Source organism: Flavobacterium sp. MEB061, assembly GCF_000834715.1.
In the GTDB taxonomy this organism is placed as follows: Bacteria; Bacteroidota; Bacteroidia; order Flavobacteriales; family Flavobacteriaceae; genus Flavobacterium; species Flavobacterium pectinovorum.
The window spans coordinates 257,750-278,176 of the sequence record NZ_JXQR01000014.1 but is presented as its reverse complement, the minus strand read 5'-3'; the positions used below and the strand labels follow the sequence as shown (position 1 = coordinate 278,176).

At 30.6% G+C, this 20,427-nt stretch carries 18 protein-coding genes and 1 tRNA gene; 6 read left to right on the top strand and 13 right to left on the bottom strand.

All coding sequences use genetic code 11. The features are described 5' to 3' along the window. Nucleotides 1–303 precede the first annotated feature (303 nt). Nucleotides 304–1,185, bottom strand: coding sequence for a GTPase Era (gene era / locus RT99_RS06745; RefSeq protein WP_042563957.1), 882 nt, complete (start codon nucleotides 1,183–1,185; stop codon nucleotides 304–306). A gap of 116 nt (nucleotides 1,186–1,301) precedes the next feature. Here era and RT99_RS06740 point away from each other — a divergent pair. After that, a tRNA-Met gene (locus tag RT99_RS06740) sits at nucleotides 1,302–1,374 on the top strand. Here the strand turns inward: RT99_RS06740 and RT99_RS25915 are convergent. From RT99_RS25915 to RT99_RS25270, 4 genes are all read right to left on the bottom strand, one after another. Continuing rightward, on the bottom strand, nucleotides 1,334–2,986 hold the full coding sequence (locus RT99_RS25915) for a recombinase family protein (RefSeq protein ID WP_082036929.1): 1,653 nt from the start codon (nucleotides 2,984–2,986) through the stop codon (nucleotides 1,334–1,336). The genes RT99_RS06740 and RT99_RS25915 overlap by 41 nt on opposite strands. A gap of 10 nt (nucleotides 2,987–2,996) precedes the next feature. Further along, complete coding sequence (locus RT99_RS06735) at nucleotides 2,997–3,257, bottom strand: hypothetical protein (protein ID WP_042563956.1); 261 nt, start codon at nucleotides 3,255–3,257, stop codon at nucleotides 2,997–2,999. 370 nt (nucleotides 3,258–3,627) lie between these two features. Then, nucleotides 3,628–4,062, bottom strand: a complete 435-nt coding sequence (gene mobA, locus RT99_RS06730; protein ID WP_042563955.1) for a conjugal transfer protein MobA — start codon at nucleotides 4,060–4,062, stop codon at nucleotides 3,628–3,630. A 151-nt stretch (nucleotides 4,063–4,213) separates the two neighbouring features. Further along, the gene (locus tag RT99_RS25270) at nucleotides 4,214–4,390 is read right to left on the bottom strand and encodes a hypothetical protein (RefSeq protein WP_165587185.1); all 177 of its coding nucleotides are present in this window, start codon (nucleotides 4,388–4,390) and stop codon (nucleotides 4,214–4,216) included. A gap of 390 nt (nucleotides 4,391–4,780) precedes the next feature. Between RT99_RS25270 and RT99_RS06725 the strand changes: the two genes are divergently transcribed. Next, nucleotides 4,781–5,881, top strand: coding sequence for an IS3 family transposase (locus RT99_RS06725; protein WP_042563954.1), 1,101 nt, complete (start codon nucleotides 4,781–4,783; stop codon nucleotides 5,879–5,881). Between the two features lie 35 nt (nucleotides 5,882–5,916). Further along, nucleotides 5,917–7,074 carry an IS3 family transposase gene (locus tag RT99_RS06720; protein WP_082036926.1) on the top strand — a complete coding sequence of 386 codons (1,158 nt, stop codon included), beginning with the start codon at nucleotides 5,917–5,919 and terminating at the stop codon, nucleotides 7,072–7,074. Nucleotides 7,075–7,321: 247 nt separating this feature from the next. Here the strand turns inward: RT99_RS06720 and RT99_RS06715 are convergent, their stop codons facing one another. From RT99_RS06715 to RT99_RS06695, 5 genes are read right to left on the bottom strand one after another with little or no spacing between them, the layout of a single operon-like run. Next, entirely contained in the window at nucleotides 7,322–7,666 is a 345-nt protein-coding gene (locus tag RT99_RS06715; RefSeq protein ID WP_042563953.1) for a hypothetical protein, read from the bottom strand. Nucleotides 7,667–7,718: 52 nt separating this feature from the next. Beyond that, entirely contained in the window at nucleotides 7,719–8,282 is a 564-nt protein-coding gene (locus RT99_RS06710) for a hypothetical protein (protein ID WP_042563952.1), read from the bottom strand. A 23-nt stretch (nucleotides 8,283–8,305) separates the two neighbouring features. Next, nucleotides 8,306–8,656 (bottom strand): hypothetical protein, encoded by a 351-nt coding sequence (locus RT99_RS06705; RefSeq protein ID WP_042563951.1) that lies wholly within the window; start codon nucleotides 8,654–8,656, stop codon nucleotides 8,306–8,308. After that, nucleotides 8,643–9,479 carry a hypothetical protein gene (locus RT99_RS06700; protein ID WP_042563950.1) on the bottom strand — a complete coding sequence of 279 codons (837 nt, stop codon included), beginning with the start codon at nucleotides 9,477–9,479 and terminating at the stop codon, nucleotides 8,643–8,645. Before RT99_RS06700 ends, RT99_RS06705 begins: the two co-directional genes overlap by 14 nt. An 11-nt stretch (nucleotides 9,480–9,490) precedes the next feature. Next, nucleotides 9,491–11,128: a hypothetical protein gene (locus RT99_RS06695; protein WP_042563949.1), complete on the bottom strand. Its 1,638-nt coding sequence runs from the start codon at nucleotides 11,126–11,128 to the stop codon at nucleotides 9,491–9,493. Nucleotides 11,129–11,301: 173 nt separating this feature from the next. On the opposite strand from RT99_RS06695, the gene RT99_RS06690 reads away from it, so the two are divergent. The 3 genes from RT99_RS06690 to RT99_RS06680 all read left to right on the top strand — a co-directional run bounded on the left by RT99_RS06690 (nucleotide 11,302) and on the right by RT99_RS06680 (nucleotide 12,832). Then, nucleotides 11,302–11,715 (top strand): helix-turn-helix domain-containing protein, encoded by a 414-nt coding sequence (locus tag RT99_RS06690; protein WP_042563948.1) that lies wholly within the window; start codon nucleotides 11,302–11,304, stop codon nucleotides 11,713–11,715. A gap of 91 nt (nucleotides 11,716–11,806) precedes the next feature. Then, nucleotides 11,807–12,064: a hypothetical protein gene (locus RT99_RS06685; protein ID WP_042563947.1), complete on the top strand. Its 258-nt coding sequence runs from the start codon at nucleotides 11,807–11,809 to the stop codon at nucleotides 12,062–12,064. Between the two features lie 108 nt (nucleotides 12,065–12,172). Continuing rightward, complete coding sequence (locus RT99_RS06680; RefSeq protein WP_042563946.1) at nucleotides 12,173–12,832, top strand: hypothetical protein; 660 nt, start codon at nucleotides 12,173–12,175, stop codon at nucleotides 12,830–12,832. Nucleotides 12,833–13,138: 306 nt separating this feature from the next. Here RT99_RS06680 and RT99_RS06675 read toward each other — a convergent pair whose 3' ends face one another. The 3 genes from RT99_RS06675 to RT99_RS06665 form a co-directional block, all read right to left on the bottom strand. After that, nucleotides 13,139–15,130, bottom strand: coding sequence for a DUF262 domain-containing protein (locus tag RT99_RS06675; RefSeq protein WP_042563945.1), 1,992 nt, complete (start codon nucleotides 15,128–15,130; stop codon nucleotides 13,139–13,141). Next, the gene (locus tag RT99_RS06670) at nucleotides 15,120–16,808 is read right to left on the bottom strand and encodes a DUF262 domain-containing protein (protein ID WP_042563944.1); all 1,689 of its coding nucleotides are present in this window, start codon (nucleotides 16,806–16,808) and stop codon (nucleotides 15,120–15,122) included. Before RT99_RS06670 ends, RT99_RS06675 begins: the two co-directional genes overlap by 11 nt. A gap of 167 nt (nucleotides 16,809–16,975) precedes the next feature. Beyond that, a complete protein-coding gene (locus RT99_RS06665; protein WP_042563943.1) occupies nucleotides 16,976–20,224 on the bottom strand; it encodes a P-loop NTPase fold protein in 3,249 nt (1,082 codons plus the stop codon). Between the last annotated feature and the right edge of the window lie 203 nt (nucleotides 20,225–20,427).

Genomic DNA, 20,427 nt, shown 5'->3' with positions numbered 1-20,427 from the left:
GATTCTGCTTTTGACAAAATCATATTAAATAGTAAATCCAAAATGCTGTATTTTAATTTTTTGCAAAGGTAGTTAAAAAAAGTTGCTGAGAGGCTAAGTTTCTAAGTACCTAAGTTTTTTATTATTTTTCCTGTTATATAAGGAGTATTTTCAGGAGCTATTTCCTGCTATCCGTTTCAATCTTTTGTTCCGCTAAAGCTTCACAAAAGGATTTCCACTGCTATCAGGGCTAGGGCTTCAAGGTATCAAGAAATTTTACGTTTTTCGATTAAACAAATCAACGATTAACCGATTCAACAAAAATTACTGGTTATACCCGAAACGTTTCAACATATTCGCATTGCTTCTCCAGTTTTTATTCACTTTTACGACAAGTTCAATGTGAATTTGTTTTCCGAAGAACTTCTCCAAATCAGCACGAGCTTCAGTTCCAACTTTTTTCAAAGCAGCACCTTTATGTCCAATAATGATTCCTTTTTGCGTTTCACGTTCTACCATAATGATCGAACGGATTCTGATGATTTTTTCATCTTCAAAAAATTCTTCTGTAACAATTTCGACCGCATACGGAATCTCTTTGCTGTAATTCAATAAGATTTTTTCACGAATCGTTTCGTTTACGAAAAAACGTTCCGGTTTGTCTGTTAATTGATCTTTTGGATAGTACGCTGGAGATTCTGGTAATAATTCGATGATTCTTCCAAAAACTTCCGGTACATTAAAATTCTGTAAAGCCGAGATTGGAAAAATTTCAGCATTTGGCACTTTTGCTGTCCAAAAAGCCACTTGTTCCTCTAATTGTTCCTGATTTGAGTTGTCTATTTTATTCAACAACAACAAAACTGGAATTTTAGCGTGAATGATTTTATTGAAGAATGCTTCATCTTTTAAGTCCTGCTCTCCTATTTCGACCATGTAAATCAAAATATCAGCATCTTCAAAAGCCGACTTTACAAAGTTCATCATCGACTCCTGCATTTCGTAAGCCGGTTTGATGATTCCGGGAGTATCCGATAATATAAGTTGAAAATCTTCGCCATTTACGATTCCAAGAATACGATGACGTGTTGTTTGTGCTTTTGATGTAATGATCGATAATCTTTCTCCAACAAAGGCGTTCATCAACGTTGATTTTCCAACGTTTGGATTCCCGATGATGTTTACAAAACCTGCTTTATGTGACATTTGTGAATTATTTATTTTGCAAAGGTAGTCATATCAACTCAATACAGAAAATAAAACATTTTTTAAAGTTTTCGTTGGATTTCTCAAAAAACGGCGTATCTTTGCACCCGAAACATCGCGGGATAGAGCAGTAGGCAGCTCGTCGGGCTCATAACCCGAAGGTCACAGGTTCGAGTCCTGTTCCCGCTACAGAGAATAACCCATCAAAATTTTGATGGGTTTTTTGTTTTTTATTACCTGCATCAAGCCCTGTAAATGTTGACACTAACCTAAAAACAAGGTTAACCTTATTGGTTAGATATTGCCTGTTTTCAGCCCTAATTGACAATCCCTCAGGAAATACCAAGTTTTGAATTTTTATTTTACTCTCTATATCTCCCTCACTCCAGTATTTACTGATGTTCGAGACTTTTTCAACTACCTTATCGATATGTCTGTTGTGGTTAGATATTTTTTTGGCATTGGAGTATATTTGGCTTTCAATCATCTTTAATTCGGTCTCAAACTGAAGCGCATATCTATTGTATTTATCATCTCCAAAATTTGTATTCTCAAAATAGCGTTTATCCAAATTCTCAATTTTAATTTCAATATCTTTTTTCTTTAGAAGTAAGCTTTTCGTTTCCTCTTTAGCCTCTGCGTTCACAGCATCAAAGAATTTATTTAACTGTATTTTAAAAGGCTCTACAAATTTTGAGTTTAATGTATACTTTGACAATAATCTTTCGAAAGAATCATTCAAACCTTCCATTTTTGATTTTTGAGTGGTCAGAGCATTAAAACTGGCATTTTTACATTTTTGACATTTGTAATAATGTGTTTTCTTTTTTCGAACCTCATAACTTGTCAGCAGGCATCCACACTCGCATCTTAAAAATCCTGTAAGGGGTCTAAACTCATTGACTTTGGTTTTACAATATTCTTTAACTGTAATCACATTGTTTTCCGAAAGCATATTATCAACTTTCAGGAAATCTTCTTCACTAACTAAGCCCGCCCAGTTTCCTTTCACTGGTTCTTCAATTAATGCATTAACTAAGATCCCGCAATAAAAAGGGTTGCGCCACATGGAACTAATCCCCTGCTTTGAAATAATCAAATCCAGTTTTTCAAGTTTCTGTCTGATCACATAATCTCTTTCCCCTGCAAGTTTCCATTTCCATGCCTTTTTTAAAATCTCTCCTTCCTGATTAATTGTAATAGACTGCGTGTCCTGCATTAAGGCATAATCCCCTACTTTTCTTCCCCGCATTGTATAGCCTCTGGGAGCTTTGCCAAGCCAGTTCCCTGACCTCAGCAGTGCTTTCATGCCAGGAATTGTTTTTTCTAATCTGTCCATGTTTTCTCTTCTGGCATCCAAGAGCTTGCTGTAAATATCCAGTTTACTGTATTCATCATTGGTGCATAGTCCTGATGATGTCTCGATTAGATGAACACCCAGCTTATCTACTAGTTCATGTACGATAGTGATAGCGTTGCCTCCTGTTCTGGAGAACCTGCTGATAAATTTAATGGCAATTGCGAAAGGTTTCTGCTTTGAGCTTTTAACTTCTTCCAGCAGTTTTGTAAACTCTTTTCTAGTGAAATCTCCAGAGGCGCTTTCATAAGTACCTCCAAGTATGTTCTTAAGTGTATAGCCATTCCTAGATGCGAACTGAACTATTTCACTGCGCTGTTCCTCCAGACTATTATTTACTAACTGTAGTTTTGAGCTTACCCTAGTGTAACCCCAAATTTCTTTTACCTCATCTTTTTGAGTTAGTTTTTCTTTTTGAAATTTTTTGAAATTTTCAATACTCATATTCTTAGTTTTAAAAATTATAAACTATTACTGCCAATTGAAACAGGCTTTCAATTATCTCCTGACCTTCTGCTTCGGATATTGTTTCAAAACCTTTACAACTTCTTAATTCTTCAATAGTTAATTTTTGCTGATTCTTTACGGTTTTTCCTTTATCATTACCAGAAACGCTCTCTCTTTGTTCGAGCATTATATTTATGCTCTCAGCATGTGGCTCTACTAACTCCCTGCCTATAGTGGTTTTTCTTTTATCCGTTCTTTCATTTCTCATCGTGCACCTCCTGCTCTAAACTGTAAAAGACCGCTTTCACGATCCTTCCTAATTAAACCTAATTATATTTATTTTAATAAATATAATTAGGCATGTTTGAAGCTATGACGTTTATAGTGCCACTGGTACTCTTTGTCTTTTAAAGGCATAATATCGAAAACGAAAATTGCAGGCTTACAGCAATTTCAATAATTAAAGCTTGGCTAGAACATAACCGAAAGGTGTTTTTTCGATAAACAGCAATTAATAAAATTTTATCGATGTATCTTATCAATTCTTTATATATGGCACACTGAAAATCATGTTTCATACATTGGACGCGAATTAAACACGTCTGTAGAATTATATTTCTTGAAATTTCGCTGTTATGTCAAGGCTTTTTAATGTGCTTTTCTTCAAATTCCTCTGTAAGCTGTATTATCTTTTTGGATAAAACAACGAGTTCTATTGTCTGCTTTTCGAGTTTGTACAGATATGCCGAAGCTTTCCTTTCGGAAAATTTTTGATATAAAATCTTTACAACCTGATTGTAATTTACCCCGACAGCCCTAAACTGGCTGTAAAATGAGGTCAGGCGCATATAATAATCCATTGTCGCTTTATCAATCTTGACTGTTTTTATTCCTTTTTGAAAAACACACGCTGTAATAAAGTGTGCCATTACATGCATCCCTGAGGTTTCAAAAAGAGTCAGGAAGCGGGTATTTTCTTCTGCAGTAAGACTGATGGAATAGCGGTGGACGGCGGGATCTATTTTGGAAGGTCTTCCTCCTTTATTCCGATTCTTTTTTTCTTCATTTTCCATAACTTCTTATTTCAATTTATTAAAACCAATATAAAATATACTCAGAGTTACAAGCCAATTTGGAAGTGTTTGGAAGCAGTTGGAAGCATTTGGCTTATTTGTTCCTAGCCCAGTCTTAAACCTTTAATATTGGAATTCTTTTTATTTATAATTATCCAAAGAAATAATAAAAAGAAACCGAAGGTATGACGGGCTTAACAGTCTGGCAAAAAGACTTCGGCATAATGCCTTGCTCGTTCCTCTCAAGACACCCTTCGGGACTTATTCCGATTCCTTTTGGCCTGTCTGAATCCCGTCCTTTGAGATAGCTTTCTTTTTCTTTTTTCATTTTTTCTGTTTTCTTTTGGAAAAATATATTTTATTGGTACTGCTGGACTGGCTGAGCACCTGCTGACCTTTGTGTATACTTACAGGCTTGATTGCGTGACTGCCTGCTGGCTTGCAGGCAGGAATGCCAACCTGCATACATCCTTACCTACTTCCCTGAGCACTTGAATACCTTATTGATTGATTGATTGATTGAATATCTTAGGACTTGTCTACCTGCATGCATAAATAATTATATGCACAGGTTACCACTTTAGGTTTTAATTCCAGTCTAATTAATTTTTAACACACAGAAAATAAAATACTTAGCACAACATTATCTTTATTATTTATATATCAACACCATTATATTTCTTAAATTCACATAAGTATAGAATTTGAAATTTAAGAAATGGGAAAACGTAAAATCTATGACCGCGATTTCAAAGTAAATGCAGTCAAATTAGCGCTTAAAACAAGTGGTTTTAAAGTGGCGGAAGAACTTGGCATAGCGAAAACGAATATTTACAGATGGCAAGCTGATATTGAAAAATATGGAACAGATAGCTTTTGTGGGGGAGGTCATTTTAGAACCTCAGAACAACAAAGATTTTCTGACCTTAAAAGAACACTTAGGAAAGAACTTAAATATGCAGAACTTCAAATTGAGATTTTTAGAAGCGCTAGCAAGTATATTATTGAAGGGAAACCAATGATTTTTCATTTTATTGAAAAGAATCTAGATAGATATCCCCTTTGGCAAATGTGTAAAGTTTTAGGCATACGTATGCTTACATATTATAGATGGAGAGATAAAATATTTTCTCCAACACAACTTCAAAAAACTTTAATTGAAAAAGAAATAACTTCTATATTTTATGAATATAAGGGTAGATATGGAAATGGGAAAATTTCCGCAGAATTACAAAGTCGCGGTTTTACATTAAATAAGTATTCAGTAGCCGATTACATGAAAAAAACGGGTCTGGTCAGTAAACTTAGTAGCAGACACAAATTATCTGGCTCATCATTTATTCCCCATAATCCTTATATTTTTCCTAATATTCTAAATCGTCAATTTAAAGCTGACGAACCTTCTCAGGTTTGGGTATCGGGTATGGCAAGGTTAGAAATATTGAAAGGACTTTTATTTCTGACAATTATTATAGATTTATTTGACAGAAAAATTATTGGATGGAATTTGAGTGAAGGGCTGACAATAAAGGAAACTTCTATCCCCGCTTGGGAAATGGCACTTCGTAATCGTAAAACCAAGAAAGGACTAATATTTCATTCTGATAGAGGTATTCAATATGCTAATAAGATGTTTACTTGTAAATTAGACTATAAACATATTACACGAAGCATGAGTCGAAAAGGAAATCATTTAGATAATGAGATACCTAACAGCTTTTTTATTTCCCTAAAATCTGAACTAGCTAGTTTAAATATGCTTCTGACTAAACAACAAATGGAAGAAAAAATATCTGAATATATTGAAAATCTTCATTAAAAGATATTCCGCTATAAATTACCAAACTTCTGACTATGAAAAAATACGAACGTACTTTCAAAGAAAATGCAGTTAAATTAAGTTATAAGCGAGGAAAGAGGCAAACTGCAAGCCTTGCAAGAGAGTTGGGAATAGCTCCAAGTTACTTATACCAATGGCGAAAAGACTTTGAAAAATTTGGAACAGGAAGTTTTTGTGGATCGGGTCACCCTAAATTGACTCCTGAAAAAGCCATAATCACTGATCTTGAAAAGAAAATTAAAAATTCAAAAATTACACTCGAGATTTTAAGTAAAGGAACCAAATATGTTTCTCAAGGGAAAATAATGACTAAAAACTTTATCGAAGAAAATAAATGTAAATTTTCAATTGCAAAAATGTTAACTGTATTAAACGTCTCAGAAACCACATATTATAGAACAAAAAAACAAGAACTTACTAATTCAGAAGTTCGAATAATTTTATTAAAACAAGAAATTATGAACATTTATTATGAATTTAAGAGAACATATGGATGTTTTAAAATTACAAAGGAACTACAAAGCAGAGGGTTTAAAATAAAAAATTCATCAGTAAAAAAGTACATGAGAATGTTGGGATTGCGCAGAAAAGTTAAAAGAAAGTTTAAGGTAACAACTGATTCACATCATAATCACTATGTAGTTTCAAATGTTTTAAATAGAGAATTCACAGTCAGTGAGCCTGCTAAAGCCTGGGTTTCAGACATAACGTATATACAAACAACAAAAGGCTTTTTATATCTTACGGTTGTTATGGATTTATTTGATAGAAAAATAATAGGATGGATTTTAAGCACCAAAATGAGTACCAAAGCAACAATTTTACCCGCTTGGAAAATGGCAGTTAAGAACAGAAAAATTGCTAAAGATTTAATCTTTCATTCTGATAGAGGTGTTCAATATGCTAATAAAATTTTCGCTAGTACACTAGACTCTTATAAGTGTGTAATACGTAGCATGAGTCGTAGGCAAAATCATAATGACAATGCCGTTTGTGAAAGTTTTTTCAGTTCTTTTAAAAGAGAATTAATTAACGGGAATAAACTTCTAACCAGAAAACAGATGAGAGCCGATGTATATGAATATATTGAAAATTGGTATAATAAAAAAAGAAGGCATTCATTTTTAGACCATAAAACAATCGAAGAATTTGATAGATTACATTTAATATAATCACATTGTACATTAATAATCCGGCATTGCATTGTTTACATCTCAATAATAACTTATAACCATTACAATAAAAAAGGGCATCAAGCCCTTTCAATTAAATCCATTCCTAAATAAGTTGTCACGAGACAACGGCAAGTTGTGTTTTGAGATGCTTGAAATGAATTCAGCATCTCAAAACAACTTGCCCTGCGGGACTGGAAAACGCCTCCGAAGTCGGCGTTTTATTAGAATTATGAATAGACATAGATTAGTTCGTAGTACTCTTTTTATTTTCTTTTAAATATTTTCTGTAAAGCATGTCCAGTAAATCTGCCTCTTCCAATGGGATCAGCATTTCTATTATTCTCAACAGGCTGTAAACGTATCTTTCAACATGCCTCGGATTATTATTTGTACTGACTTCCATTCCGTCTAATGCAAGCATTCCTGCCTTAAGTAAATCCATAATCATACAAAACAGATCGGAATATCCCTGAACATTTATTTCGAGATTGTGTATATCGTTCCGCATTTTTGATGCAGGTTTAAGCATTATAAAGTAATGCTCCGGATTTTCAACCAGATCATTTAATTTGATTTTATTTTTTTTCATATCAATATATTTTATTAGTTAAATCGAGCATCTCTGCATTGATACAGTAATTTCAGCATTCGGCATTCTCTTTAGATTCATTAACTTTTTTTATTTTTTCAAGCCCTCTTTCACGCATAAGCTCTCCCGCATCAAGCATTTTTATTAAATGGATATATGGAGTCGTAAGGTCAATATCCCCCTCTTCTTTGTATGGAGACAATGAAAGACTCACTATTTCAGAAAGGAAAAATTCAAACTCCTTAAGGCTTTTCTCTGCAAATGCCTTTCGAAATACGGTGAAAGGATTGTCATATTCCTGCTTTGTCAGTGAAGTGAGATGAAATACATTTTCTGTGCGGATTGACTCTTTCACTCTCCAATTACTGCTTTTTTTATACAGGCAGTAGTATGTTTTCAAAAATGACCATATCGCTTTATAGAATATAAAAATCTCGCTTGGTCTATCATTACTGCAGATTTCTTCTTTAAAGCTGTACAGTACTGCCTGTGTTAAATTTCGCTTATAGTAGTCAAGATGTGCAAAATCAAAAAGGGCATCAGATGCTTCAAATGGATTTCCCGCCTCAAATCCAGCCCAGAACTTGGTCTCAAAGTTTTTTTTCTTCTTTTTCATGATTTAAAAAATTAGTTATCCATTTATTCATTTTTATTCTCGCTATTAATCTCCAAATAAAGTTTATGCAGTTTATCAAGCCCTTCCGCTTCACTGCACGGCAGTAGCTGTATTGCAATTTCCAAAATACTCGTAAGATGAAAAGCGGGATCTTCGATCTGGCTGGAATTCTCAAGATCTGAATTCTCCAGTGCGTGAAGTGCTATTTTAAGAAGATCCTGTACTGTAAAAATCAGCTTTATGTAGCTCGCGAATTTTATATCTGCATGATAAATACCTTCTTTCTCTCTCTGCGGGGTCAATGTTCTAAAATAAAAACTGCTTTTCAGTTCTTTGATAAAATCATCCCCCTTTTTATTTTCATTGGTTTCCATATTCTTTAAATATTTGTTTGGTTTGCTCAGCATACTGCTGATACATTGTTTTTACTTCACTCATTAGCCACTGCATTTTTTCATATGCTGATTCGACAATTTCTGCAGTTAACGGTTCAATTTCTTCTCCCCACTGAACAGCTTTTCGGGCAAGATCAAGCTTTCTTAAAAGTTCTTTCTCTTCTTTGTTATCTAAATCAAAAGTTCTACCTAAGGCAGTATTAAACTTCGCAATACGCTCCTGCTGGTCTGAAATGTTTTCAACCATCACCCATTCACCCGTTAGAACCCATGAAGCATTAATAAAAAGATATCGAAACTGCTCATGTATAACATACAATGCCATTAAATGATTCTCGTTTCCACGGTGGTATTTTAAATCCCTGCCAATAGTATTGGCCTCTGATATCCACATTTGATAATTTGTAACAGTCTTTTTCAAAAGCCGTTTCAGATTTATTTTTTTTATATCCAGAACAGGTTTTTCTCCGGCATTTCTATACACAAGATCTGTTTCTTTACAATTGAAAAGAAAAAATAAATTTCCTTTTCCGACTTCTCTCTTTATACACTCCCTGTCAAAAAAACAAAATGAAAAATTATTGTAGTTTTCAACTACTTTCCATAAATGGAAGACAACATCGTCATAGTAATGAGGGCTTTTTTTGCTCACAACAATTGTCAGAATCCCTGTTTTTGATTCTACAGCAGAATCAGAAAAGTAAATGCACTCAGCTTCTACAAACGCTACTAACAGTTTCACTGTTTTCTTGACTGCCTGATACTTAGGATGGTCTTTCTGTGTTAAAATATTATAATACATGATCTGTCTGTTTAAGGTTCAGCCGAAATAAGGTTCTCAGTACGTCTTAATTCATCTTGTACAACACCTGTGCAGAAACCAGCAAAATCATTGTATCGATCCTGCAAAAGATTCATATCTAGTTCAGAAAAAGTATCTGCACCGCTGTATCTCAGCGAAGCATATGATCTGCTTAATATCGTAAACAAGTTTCTGTCCTGTTCTGTAACCCTCGGAAAGTAACTGCTTGTTTCAGGGTTAAAATGATCGCAGATTTCTAATAGATAGGAAAGTGAAAAATGATTTGGAGAATAACCCATAAACAAGCGGATCATCCCAAGACAGATCTGTTCTGTCATAGTATGGAGCATCAAACCTTTAAGGGGAGCATAACATGCCCATTCATAATCTTCCTGCCATTTTTCCATATTATTCACCACAATATTTCTATAGCACAGGTATTCTTTTGCAGATGCTATACTGCGGACTGGAAGATCTCCAAATTCCAGAACAGCAGATTCTTTTTTAAACAAAGCCTTTCCATTTTTTATAATATTCAAAAAGAAATATTTCTGATCGCCTGTTGCAGTCTTAAGCTCTGAAATATGATGAATCAAAAGTGTTGCGGTGCACTGCTCTTTGGTTCTGCTTTTAATAATATCAGCCAGATCATGCACTGCATTTACTTTACTTTCTTTGACAAGTATTAATAAATAAAAGTGTTTAATCCTTTTTTCTGCTTTTCCAAAACAATAAACTGCCTCAGTCTTAAGATAAGAAGTAACGGTATCATTGACAATTTTCTCAATGTCGATGACACCATCGTTTAAAGTGTCTGTATTCTGCTTTGGTTCAATAAAAAAAACGGATTTTTCATCGCAGTAAGAAAGCTGGTCTTGAAAGATCTTCTTAGTTTCTTTTAAGATGCGGTAAAGTTTCTTTTGTGCTTCTTTAACCCTGTCTTTCTTAATCTTTGTTTTGCCTCCATAAGGAAATTCAATCCTTGCTCTATCAAGCAAATCAGCAATTTCTTTATCCTTATCAAGATCAGTATTGAATACCTGTTTCAAGATAGGTGCATAGTGCTTTATCGTATTTAAGTGATCGAATGTATAATGATTCGAATGAGATTTTCCCATGACCAGTTCTCCGATTATACCAAAGAGAAGGTTTACTGCCTGATGAATTGTATAGAGCGCCATATGATGGTTATTTGTTCCTTCATAATGCTGGGAACCTCTTCTTAATGATTCTGCTTTGACTAAAAGCCCGGTGTTTTTCTTTACTGCTTTTTTAAGCAGAACAGATACAGTGGGAATATCTTTTTTAATCTTAAAATCAAACTCCTCGTTTTTAAACAGACTTATATTTGATAAATACCACTTTAAATAATACAAGCTTCCATGCTTTAAGCGATGCAGTACATCCCATAGATTTATAATTACATAAGGAACGGACGGATATTTTTTTAAAATCTTATCTGCCCAGCCATACATTTCCGATGCAATCTGCTGTGAATCTTCCCTTAAGATTATAGTAAGTATATAACCTCTTTTATCTGCGGTCTCTGCCTCATGCAGGGTGACCGCTGTAATGTCCATAAATGATTGGAGCTCTCTAACGGCATTCTCCAATTCTTTCCGATCTTGAAATTGAATTGCACTACTCATAATTTTATTTTTTTTAATTAATACTTGTGTGAAAAATTGTATTTTTGTTTAACACACAGGCAAGTAAGTGATTAGTCGTACTGTACCGTATCAATTTGTATTGTACCGTACAAGACTATTCCTATATCATACAGGAGACTTACTTTTTTATTCTTAATTATTATCTTTGAGCTATGAGTACAGTAACAAAACCAAATCACATAGGACGAAAAATCAGTCGTATTCGTGAATTAAAAGACATGAAGCAGGAAGCATTGGCACAGGCTATGGGAACAAATCAGCAGGCTATTTCTATTATGGAAAACAGCGAAACAATAGAAGAAGAAAAATTAAAAGAAGTAGCAAAAGCATTGGGAGTAACTGTGGAAGCAATTAAGAATTTTTCAGAAGAGGGTGTGTTTAATTATTTTAATAATTTTAATGACAATAGTTTTACGCATGGTGCATTCAATGCAAATCATTGCACATTTAGCCCATTGGATAAATTAATCGAATCTCACGAACAACAGATCAAACTATACGAACGTTTGGTTCAAGCTGAAAAAGACAAAGTCGAATATTTGGAAAAATTACTAAAAGCAAAATAAGCTTTTATAAAAGATATATTAATTCCAAAAAGAGACTTTCGAGTCTCTTTTTTGTTGTCAAATATTTGCATAAATTATAAAATAGAATACCATGAATAAAACTATAAAGCTGAGAATAAAGAAAGAAATTAGCAGGGAAAGTGAGCTTAAAGTACTAAAACTAAAAGGGACATTAATTAGTAAAGGCTATACTGAAATTATTCATATTGAAGATGAAAATGAAGATTTCTACATGAACACTTTTTCAACTTCTACAGAGCTCAAAAAAGAAGCAGAAAATTATATATTAGATTATATTTCTTCTCATAACGTAAATGATATTATTACATTACTCAGCACAGTTAAGTAGTATTTTTTTTCAACTTCATCGGAAATGGATAGAAACGAAATTATTTTTGACAGATTACTAAATACTTTACATATACCGATTTTGATATAACAATTACACTAAGACTCTATGATAGAAGATTTAATTAAAAGAACACATACCGATGATTTTTATCAAAACTGTGATTTTAAACTTGAATTATTCACCTTCAAAACATCGGATAATACTGTGGAGATGATTTTTTCAATTAATCAAACCAGTTATGATATTCCCATCGAACGTGAAGAGTGGAAAATAACTTGCACAAACACTGAAAAATATCATGGTTTCTTTTGGAATATCCTCCTGCCATATACTAGATTAAAAATTTCAGATAAACATCCAGCATTACTTCTCTACAATCATAATGAACTTGAATGCGAAATAATTGGAGTACCTAAAGATATTAATCAATTTATTGCTGATATTTCTATGATACTTGAAAGAGAGACCGGAAACTGGATTACTGTCCCAGACATTTTATGGAATAGTGAAGAACATTATAGAATCTTCAGCAAAAGGAATATAAGTATTCCCAAATCAATAGGCAAACCTATCAAAGAAGTTTGTGCAAAACATAACCTTACATTTAACGTTACTCATGAAGTTACCGGAGCTGATAAACGCTATGCACACAAACAAAAAAGCAAAATTTTGATATTTGGAAACGAAGATGTGAGTCCGAACGACTTTTATCTGAAACAGCCGTATGTCATTGCAGAAAAATTTTCAGCTGAACGTCTTAAATAAGTTATGCTACCATACCATTATTTATTTAAATAGGATCATTTAAAACCTAATTACTCTTCTTATTTTATACCTTCAATTTTTACTAAATCTTCTTGCTTGTATATACAAACTATTTTTTCTTTAATCCATTACCTCGTTCTGAATATTCTTTCAGATTATGTCTCAAAACAACAACGAAAAAAAATTAAATAGCTGATTTAAAATGAAGTGGATAAAAATACACACTTCATTTTTATTACATTTTTTGTTAGGAATTCAGAATTATTGAATTCTTAAAACACTAAAAGATGTCCTAATTCCATGGAGTTATTCAATTTTAATACAACCAGTAATATCTCTAGGTCGTGGACTTTTTAATAAATAGCAACAACTTTTATCCTGCGGTATAGCAATATAATTCGACAGACTCATTGTGTCTAGTAACTGACTCTCTTTTACTAGTCTAGTTTTCCAATTTGGAAAATTTGAAGGTGGTATAAAATCATTTATTATATCAACTAATTGTTTATCAATTAATTTAAATAGCAAAGTCTTAAAATATCCTCTGTATTCTTCAGAGTTTATTATGTATTCAATTTCTCTATAAGAATTTATTAATTTTCTCTTTTCTCCATCAATAACATTCCACGATGACCACCAATAATTATAAAACTCAAAATTTTCTTCAAAAGAAATTGTTAAAAGCGCTCTTCGTAAATTATTATTTAGATTATTTTCAACCCCTAAATTGTTTATAAAAGCATCTCTAATTTGTAAAAATTGTTCATCATTGAAGTTACTAATGATTCCATTAAAATCTAAACAATAAAAAATAAAGCTGATTTTTCCTCTTAGCAGATCCGTATCTTCTAAAGAATGTATAATCTCTTTTCTTGAGGGCTTATCAATAATTAAATTTGCTTTTAATTTTTCCTCTTCGATCTGCTCTTTTGCTGAAGTAGATTTTATATTTGGTGAATTAGATAAATATTGATAAATATTAGAGCATCCCTGAGCTAATTCAGAAATAAGATAAATAATACCATCAAAAGTTTGAGGACTTCTTACAATATCAGTTCTTTTTCCATTTTTTTCTATATCTCCCTGTGATACAATATTTCTAACGACTCTCATCCATTCAACATACATGGTATCATCAAAAATATTTACTCTTCTAAAATATTCAATTTGAGCATATAGGAGCACTTTTTGTGTGTAAGAAACATTATCTTCTATTAATACTTCATTAAAAAAATCATTTTTGGGTTGATGTCTAAATAATGGAAATAATATTTGAACATTTTTAATTTCTGCTAATTTAACCTGTAGTAAATCTAAACATTCAACTAAATATTCAAAACTACTCTCATTAAACATTTTAACTGCAACAATATTTGGATCGTCATGCAATTTAGAAAGTAAAGTAGCTCTGTCTTCTAATTTTTCCTTTCTATCAATTGATTTTCGAATCATGATAATTGTAGAAATAAACCTTATAAAAGCATTATCAATACTATTGTTTTTTCTAAAGTATTTCCAAAATAAGTCTGTCCAAACACCATCAATTTTATTTGCGAATGTTAAACTGAAATCACTATTCGTGTCCCATTTCTCATCTCTAATTAATTTTTCAAAACTTGCTTTAAAATTTTCAAAAGGAGTAAGAAGTTTTCCTCTTGCATTCATTTTAATATATAAGTCATCAGTTAATCCGATATGTTCTAAATTGACATAATAAAATCTTATTAAATTATCATCTTTTGCTATTAATTTTTGCCAAAGATTTTCTACTTCAAAAAACATATCGTGTATATCCTCTAATGTTCTAAGCATGGCATCAATCGTAGGATCGTTTTTCCATGATAAAAAGAACCATGATGAATCAATAATTTTTTCTCTCGGTGAGGAATCTTTATTTAAAACTACTTTGTTCCTTATAAGTGCATTACAGAATTCTCGGGATGATATACGAGTTTCATAAGTGAATTTTAACAAAATATTTTTGACTTCTTCATCTAATTCGGAATCTTTAGTAGCTGCATACCAATGAAGTAAAAACAATGTTGTTAATCTCTGTTGTCCGTCTAAAGGTTGAAATGCTTCGTTTGTAGAACTACCATATATGAAATCCAACATTATCTGTTCATCACTTTTAATACTATTTAAAAGTGCACTTAAAAAATTAAGTCTTATTTTTTTTTCGGCAAGCCTGCCTTGAGCATAATCCCTTTGTATAATTGGAATCTCAATTTTTTGACTATTTAATAAATCGAAAAAAGTAAGTATTTCACCTTTATATTTTGTCTGTTCAGTTGCCATTATTTCCTAGATATGAATTTAAAACTTTAAATAAGTCATTTTCGTAATTTTCTCTGTCTTCTTGAGACCAAAATGAAATCTTTGGAGGATAATCACTGAAATACTTTAGAAATACATTTTTAGTGCAAATCGGAATAAATATTCCTTTTCTATCTCGATCTATAATTATCCTTCTTTTGAATGGAAAAACAGCATTTTTATAACTTCTGTTCGTAGAAGAATCTAATAATGTTAAATTAGATAAACTATTTATATCGTCATCGACATTTAAACTAGAATTAAAATAAGCAACTATATCTTCAAAAAGTTTTCTAAACTCGTCATCATTGTCATCATCCCATAAATTAATTCTTTCTCTTAAACTTTTTTCTTCATCACTTTCCTTTCCAATAAAAGTAATTGCGTCACTTAGCCACTGTCCTTTATTGTGCTCAGGAATTTTATCTTTAATTGAGGTAATATGCTCAATATCCCATTTTTCATTTTTATATAAATCAAAAGGGAAATAAGAATTATCTTTAGTAGTTGACAACATTGTTAATATATTATAAAGCAACAAAACTTTTCTAACTTCTTTAGTGTCTGAGTACTGTAGTTCAGCCAGGTCAATACTTCTAAATTGATATTTAATCAACTCATCTAAATACATTTTAAATTCAGATTTAGTTGCCTTGTCAGATTCTTGGTATAGTTTTTTAATATTAACTGCATCAACACTAATTAAAAAACCTATTTTATGATATAATTCTCTTTCATTAAACCATTCACTAAACCTTTGAAAATATCTTTTTACTTCTTGCCAATTATTATCTAAAGTTAAATTATTTCCACTACTAAATTTTTTACTAAAAAATCTAAAAGTTGAGTAATTATCTTCATCATCAGGTTCATCATTCATCAGATTAAAAATAAATTCAATTCGATTGGTAGAAATTTGATTTTGATTAAGAAAATACCAAAACTTATTATTTTGTAAAGAATTTTCAATGTTATCCCATTCAGTAGCAATTTCAAGTTGTCTAAGTCTTAACTTGTTGTCTTCTTTATTAAAATTTGAGCTATTTAGAAATAGTGCTTTAATAAGTTCTGAATTGGTAAGTGGTATTTTACCGATATTAATTCTTGTGAATATTGAAATGGAATCACTTTCTTTACTTAGATACCAAATTACTTTGGAATTAAATTTAAATTTTGAACGAAAATTTCCCTTGTCAAAATTTATACTTTTATTATTAAACCAATTAGAAATAGTTTTATAAGCATTGGATATGTAATAAAAATCTATATTTTTTTCATTTGTATCTTCTTGTAAATTTAGCAAGAAGTCTTTTGAGCTATCTCTTGTTTGATAATCTAAAGAGAATAATTGATCTCTTCTGTTTTCTACAAAATCTTGATTTAAATAATGTAATATTAGATATATTGTTGTCAGTCTCTGCTGTCCATCAATAACTTCGTATTTAGAATCTTCTCTTTCTTTTATTACAATTGGCTGTAAACAATACCATGTTCTTTCCTCAGTATTATCATTAACCAATCTAGGAGTGAAATTTGAAATATCATTTAATAATTCTAGAACTTCTTTAGTTGTCCATCTGTAACCTCTTTGGTAAGAAGGAATATAAAAGTTATATTCTTGAAGTTCATTTACTGTTTTAAGTTCTAATATGTTATTCACCTAAGTTATTTTTTAAATATAATTTTAGAAATTTTTAATTCGAAAAGTCTTTCAAATTTAGCTTTTTTATATTCACAAAAAAATTCTTTTCGTATGTATCTCCGTTATGAGACCAAATAAAAATATTTTATTGCTTTAACATTTTTTACCACAAGATTTGATTTAGCTTAATCTTTAGACTTCCTTATATCTATAAGTTTAGCTATTTGTTCTATTGATTGCACTGCTTCACGTTTTTCATTAATTGTATTACGAAATCCATTTTTCCCATCTGGCAAGGTCTTTTGATATAATGATTTTACGTAATCAGAATTTGTTATTAGAATATTATTAAAATACTCATCACTTAAGAAACTGTTTTTTATTATAGTCCTAAACACATCTGTATTAGAATCCAATAAATTATATTTTATAAAATATGGTAATAAAATCTTTGCGCCTTCTAAAGTTAAATCAATATTAGAATTTAGAATTTGGTCTCTAAGGTTTTTTAAGGTGTCTATAATTGATAAATTCTCATGATTAGATTCGTATTTTTTAAGAATTTGCCACCACTGCAAATTAACTTGTCCTAACTTAATTTTATTTAATAATTGCCCCTGGAAAACATCAAGTGATATTTGGGTTAGCGATTCAATCTTTAACTGTTCAAAATATCTAAAATGCACATCGCTTCCATCACCAAAAACCGTATTATAAGAATCCTCATCTAAGTTTTTAAAATCATCATTAAAAATATCTATAAACATTATAGATACCTTAAATGTATTATACTTAAAACAATCAACAATAAATTCATCATCAACTTCTTCAATATTTAGATTTGATTTATCAATTTCCCATCTATTTATTTCTTTTAATAATAGATCATCGTTAAGTCCAAGATTAGATTTGATAAGATTATACTCTTTTATTACATTTAAAATGTTTGCTCTTTTACTAATTGTACCATTTATTAATAACTCATGTATAATTTGTTTAAATAACAATGAAGTAGTAAAATATTTTGATAACAGCAGAAGATCATCATATTGAATATAATTAAGTACAGTTAATGAAATTTCAGAAGATAATTTTTTATTTTCAACGTCTAAAATAGACTGAAATTGATTTGCATGAGAAATAAAACTTTCACCCATAGCAATCCTCATAGCTATCAATTCGTTAGTAATTGGTAACGGTGATGATGAATTATTGGTATATAAGGTATAAATTTTTGATTCATCTAAAATGTCTTTTAAATCACCATTTTTTTTAGAAGTTTCTTTTAATTTAATTACTACGTCATTAGCCAATTGAACATTATTTTGATCTATAAATGAATTCAAACTAGTTTTTAGAAAATCTTTATATATATTCAGATCAAAGTTTTTACTTAAAACATCTGTGTTTTTTAACTTTAACAAGTCTTCAATTTTAAGTTTTGACATATAATTGTCAATAACAACACTGCTACATTTTAACTTATACTTCGCATATTCATTACCTTTATTTTCAATTATTTCTATAAAATTTTTCGGCTTGATTTCTTTAGTAATTATTAACGATAGTAACCTCTCAGAACCAATTTCTTCAATTAACTCATCTAATAATGAAATATAATCTACAGTGTTATCATCGTTTAAAATATTTGCATATTGCTGTAATAAATCATTTAAATACTTATCATCATCATAGTTTTGAATTAATATTAACTGCCAATCTTCAATTTCAAGTATATCAATATTTAATTCCTTTCCTAAGACTTTTGAATAAAGTGTTTTCCATGCCTGATCGATATTAAACTGTGTAAGGTTTGTTTCTTCATCTAGCTGGGACAAAGTCTTAATCGGATTTTCTGGAATTTCAATTTCAACAATAGCTTGAGTGAAAATTGTTTCAATGAATTCTGACTTACAGATAGTATTAAATAATTCTACGTCATTCTTATTCAAAGAATCTTTAAGTTCTTGCGCATAAATTAATTCTAAAGCATTTTCAACTTCAATATGATATATTATAGCAGTTAATTGCTTACCAAAATTTGCATCATTGTGATATATAGATTTTAAACCCTTTAAATACTCTAACTCAGTAATTGCTTTTAGGGGATTTTTTAAAATTTCATCTTTTTTTAATACAAATATTGCTATATATCTTTCTTTAAAGTTATCATCTAAAAGTTTAACGGTAAGTATTTCGTTAATAAATGAAATTATCTCTCTAGGTGTTATTCTTCTATTTAAAAATTCATATACCTGAATTACTAATTTCAACTCATTATCATTGTAATTAGTGAATGCTTTGCTCCATTGATTCTTAAAAAACTGTTTCCAGTCTGACATTATTGGAAGAGTGATTCGAAAAACAATATCAAAAGTTTTATTTACATAGTCATCACCAAAAGTTTTGTCATTAATATCGCTATTCAATTCTTTAAATGCATTTTGAATATGTTCTCTATCAAAAGGCACTATTATTTTAATGTTATTGTATTTTTTTTCAGCAAAAAAGATGTGAATTGATGACCAAATATTAAGGATGTGTTTCTTAGGCAAACGATCAAAATTATCGAAAACGATCACGATCTTTTTATTTAAATCCCCATCTATCTCTTTCATCCATTTCTGAAAGTCCCGGACAGACGGTTGGTTTTCAGAAATGGTTTCAATTTTAGTTTCTTCCTTTTGCTTATTTGTATAGACTTGAAAAGTTTCTTCTGCAGCTAATTTTAGTGATTTCACAAGTCCATTTTTATTTATCCAATTTTTAGCAACATTATACAAGTAAATACCTAAAACAATAAAAATTGGAAATGCAACAAGTATTAATTTCCCAAGTAACGATTCAATATGAAAAAAATCAGTCATAGAATCTTTAAAAACATTTACAGTTGGAACGTAAATAATTGATAGTAAGCTAAAAATAAAACCAACACTTAAATAAGGTTGATTTATCGTAGTGGTTTCTTTTGAATTAGCCAAAAGTTCTTTTAGTTTAATGTCCCAATCTTTCGTATTCTGTTTTAATAAATCATCTCTACTATTTATAAATTCTGTTAGTTCAACTAATATAGCTTTTCTTTGTTCATCCTCTTGATGCCCCCACACATCATAAATAAAAAAATGATGAGAAGTCGAAAGTTTATTTTCTATTAATTTTACTAAATTACTTTTTCCTGAACCCCAAGCCCCATCAATGCCTATCACTTTAAATTCAGGATCATAAATGATTTTTTCACTTATTATTTTAGCAATTTTATCTTGGGATTTATTTTTAAACAAATCTTCACCAAGTGGCTGATTAATTAAAAAATTGTAATCTTTTGTTTTTTCACTTTTAGAGTTCTCTGCCATAATAAAAAATAATATCTTGGTTTTACTAAATAATAAATTGGTTTGGATAATATCAGCAACAAATAACATCAATAAATCCATTATTTCATTACGGAAAACCGTAACAAGGAAGTGAATATAAAGATGATTTACAATACGTATTTATACTGTTTTTTTAGGAAGTTATATTGAAATCCATATTTAATAAAATTCAATAACTCTTGAATGCGAGGTAGTATTTCTACCCATATTAATTCTTTTAAGGTAATATTAAAACAAAAAAGATGCGCACTACTGCTCATCTT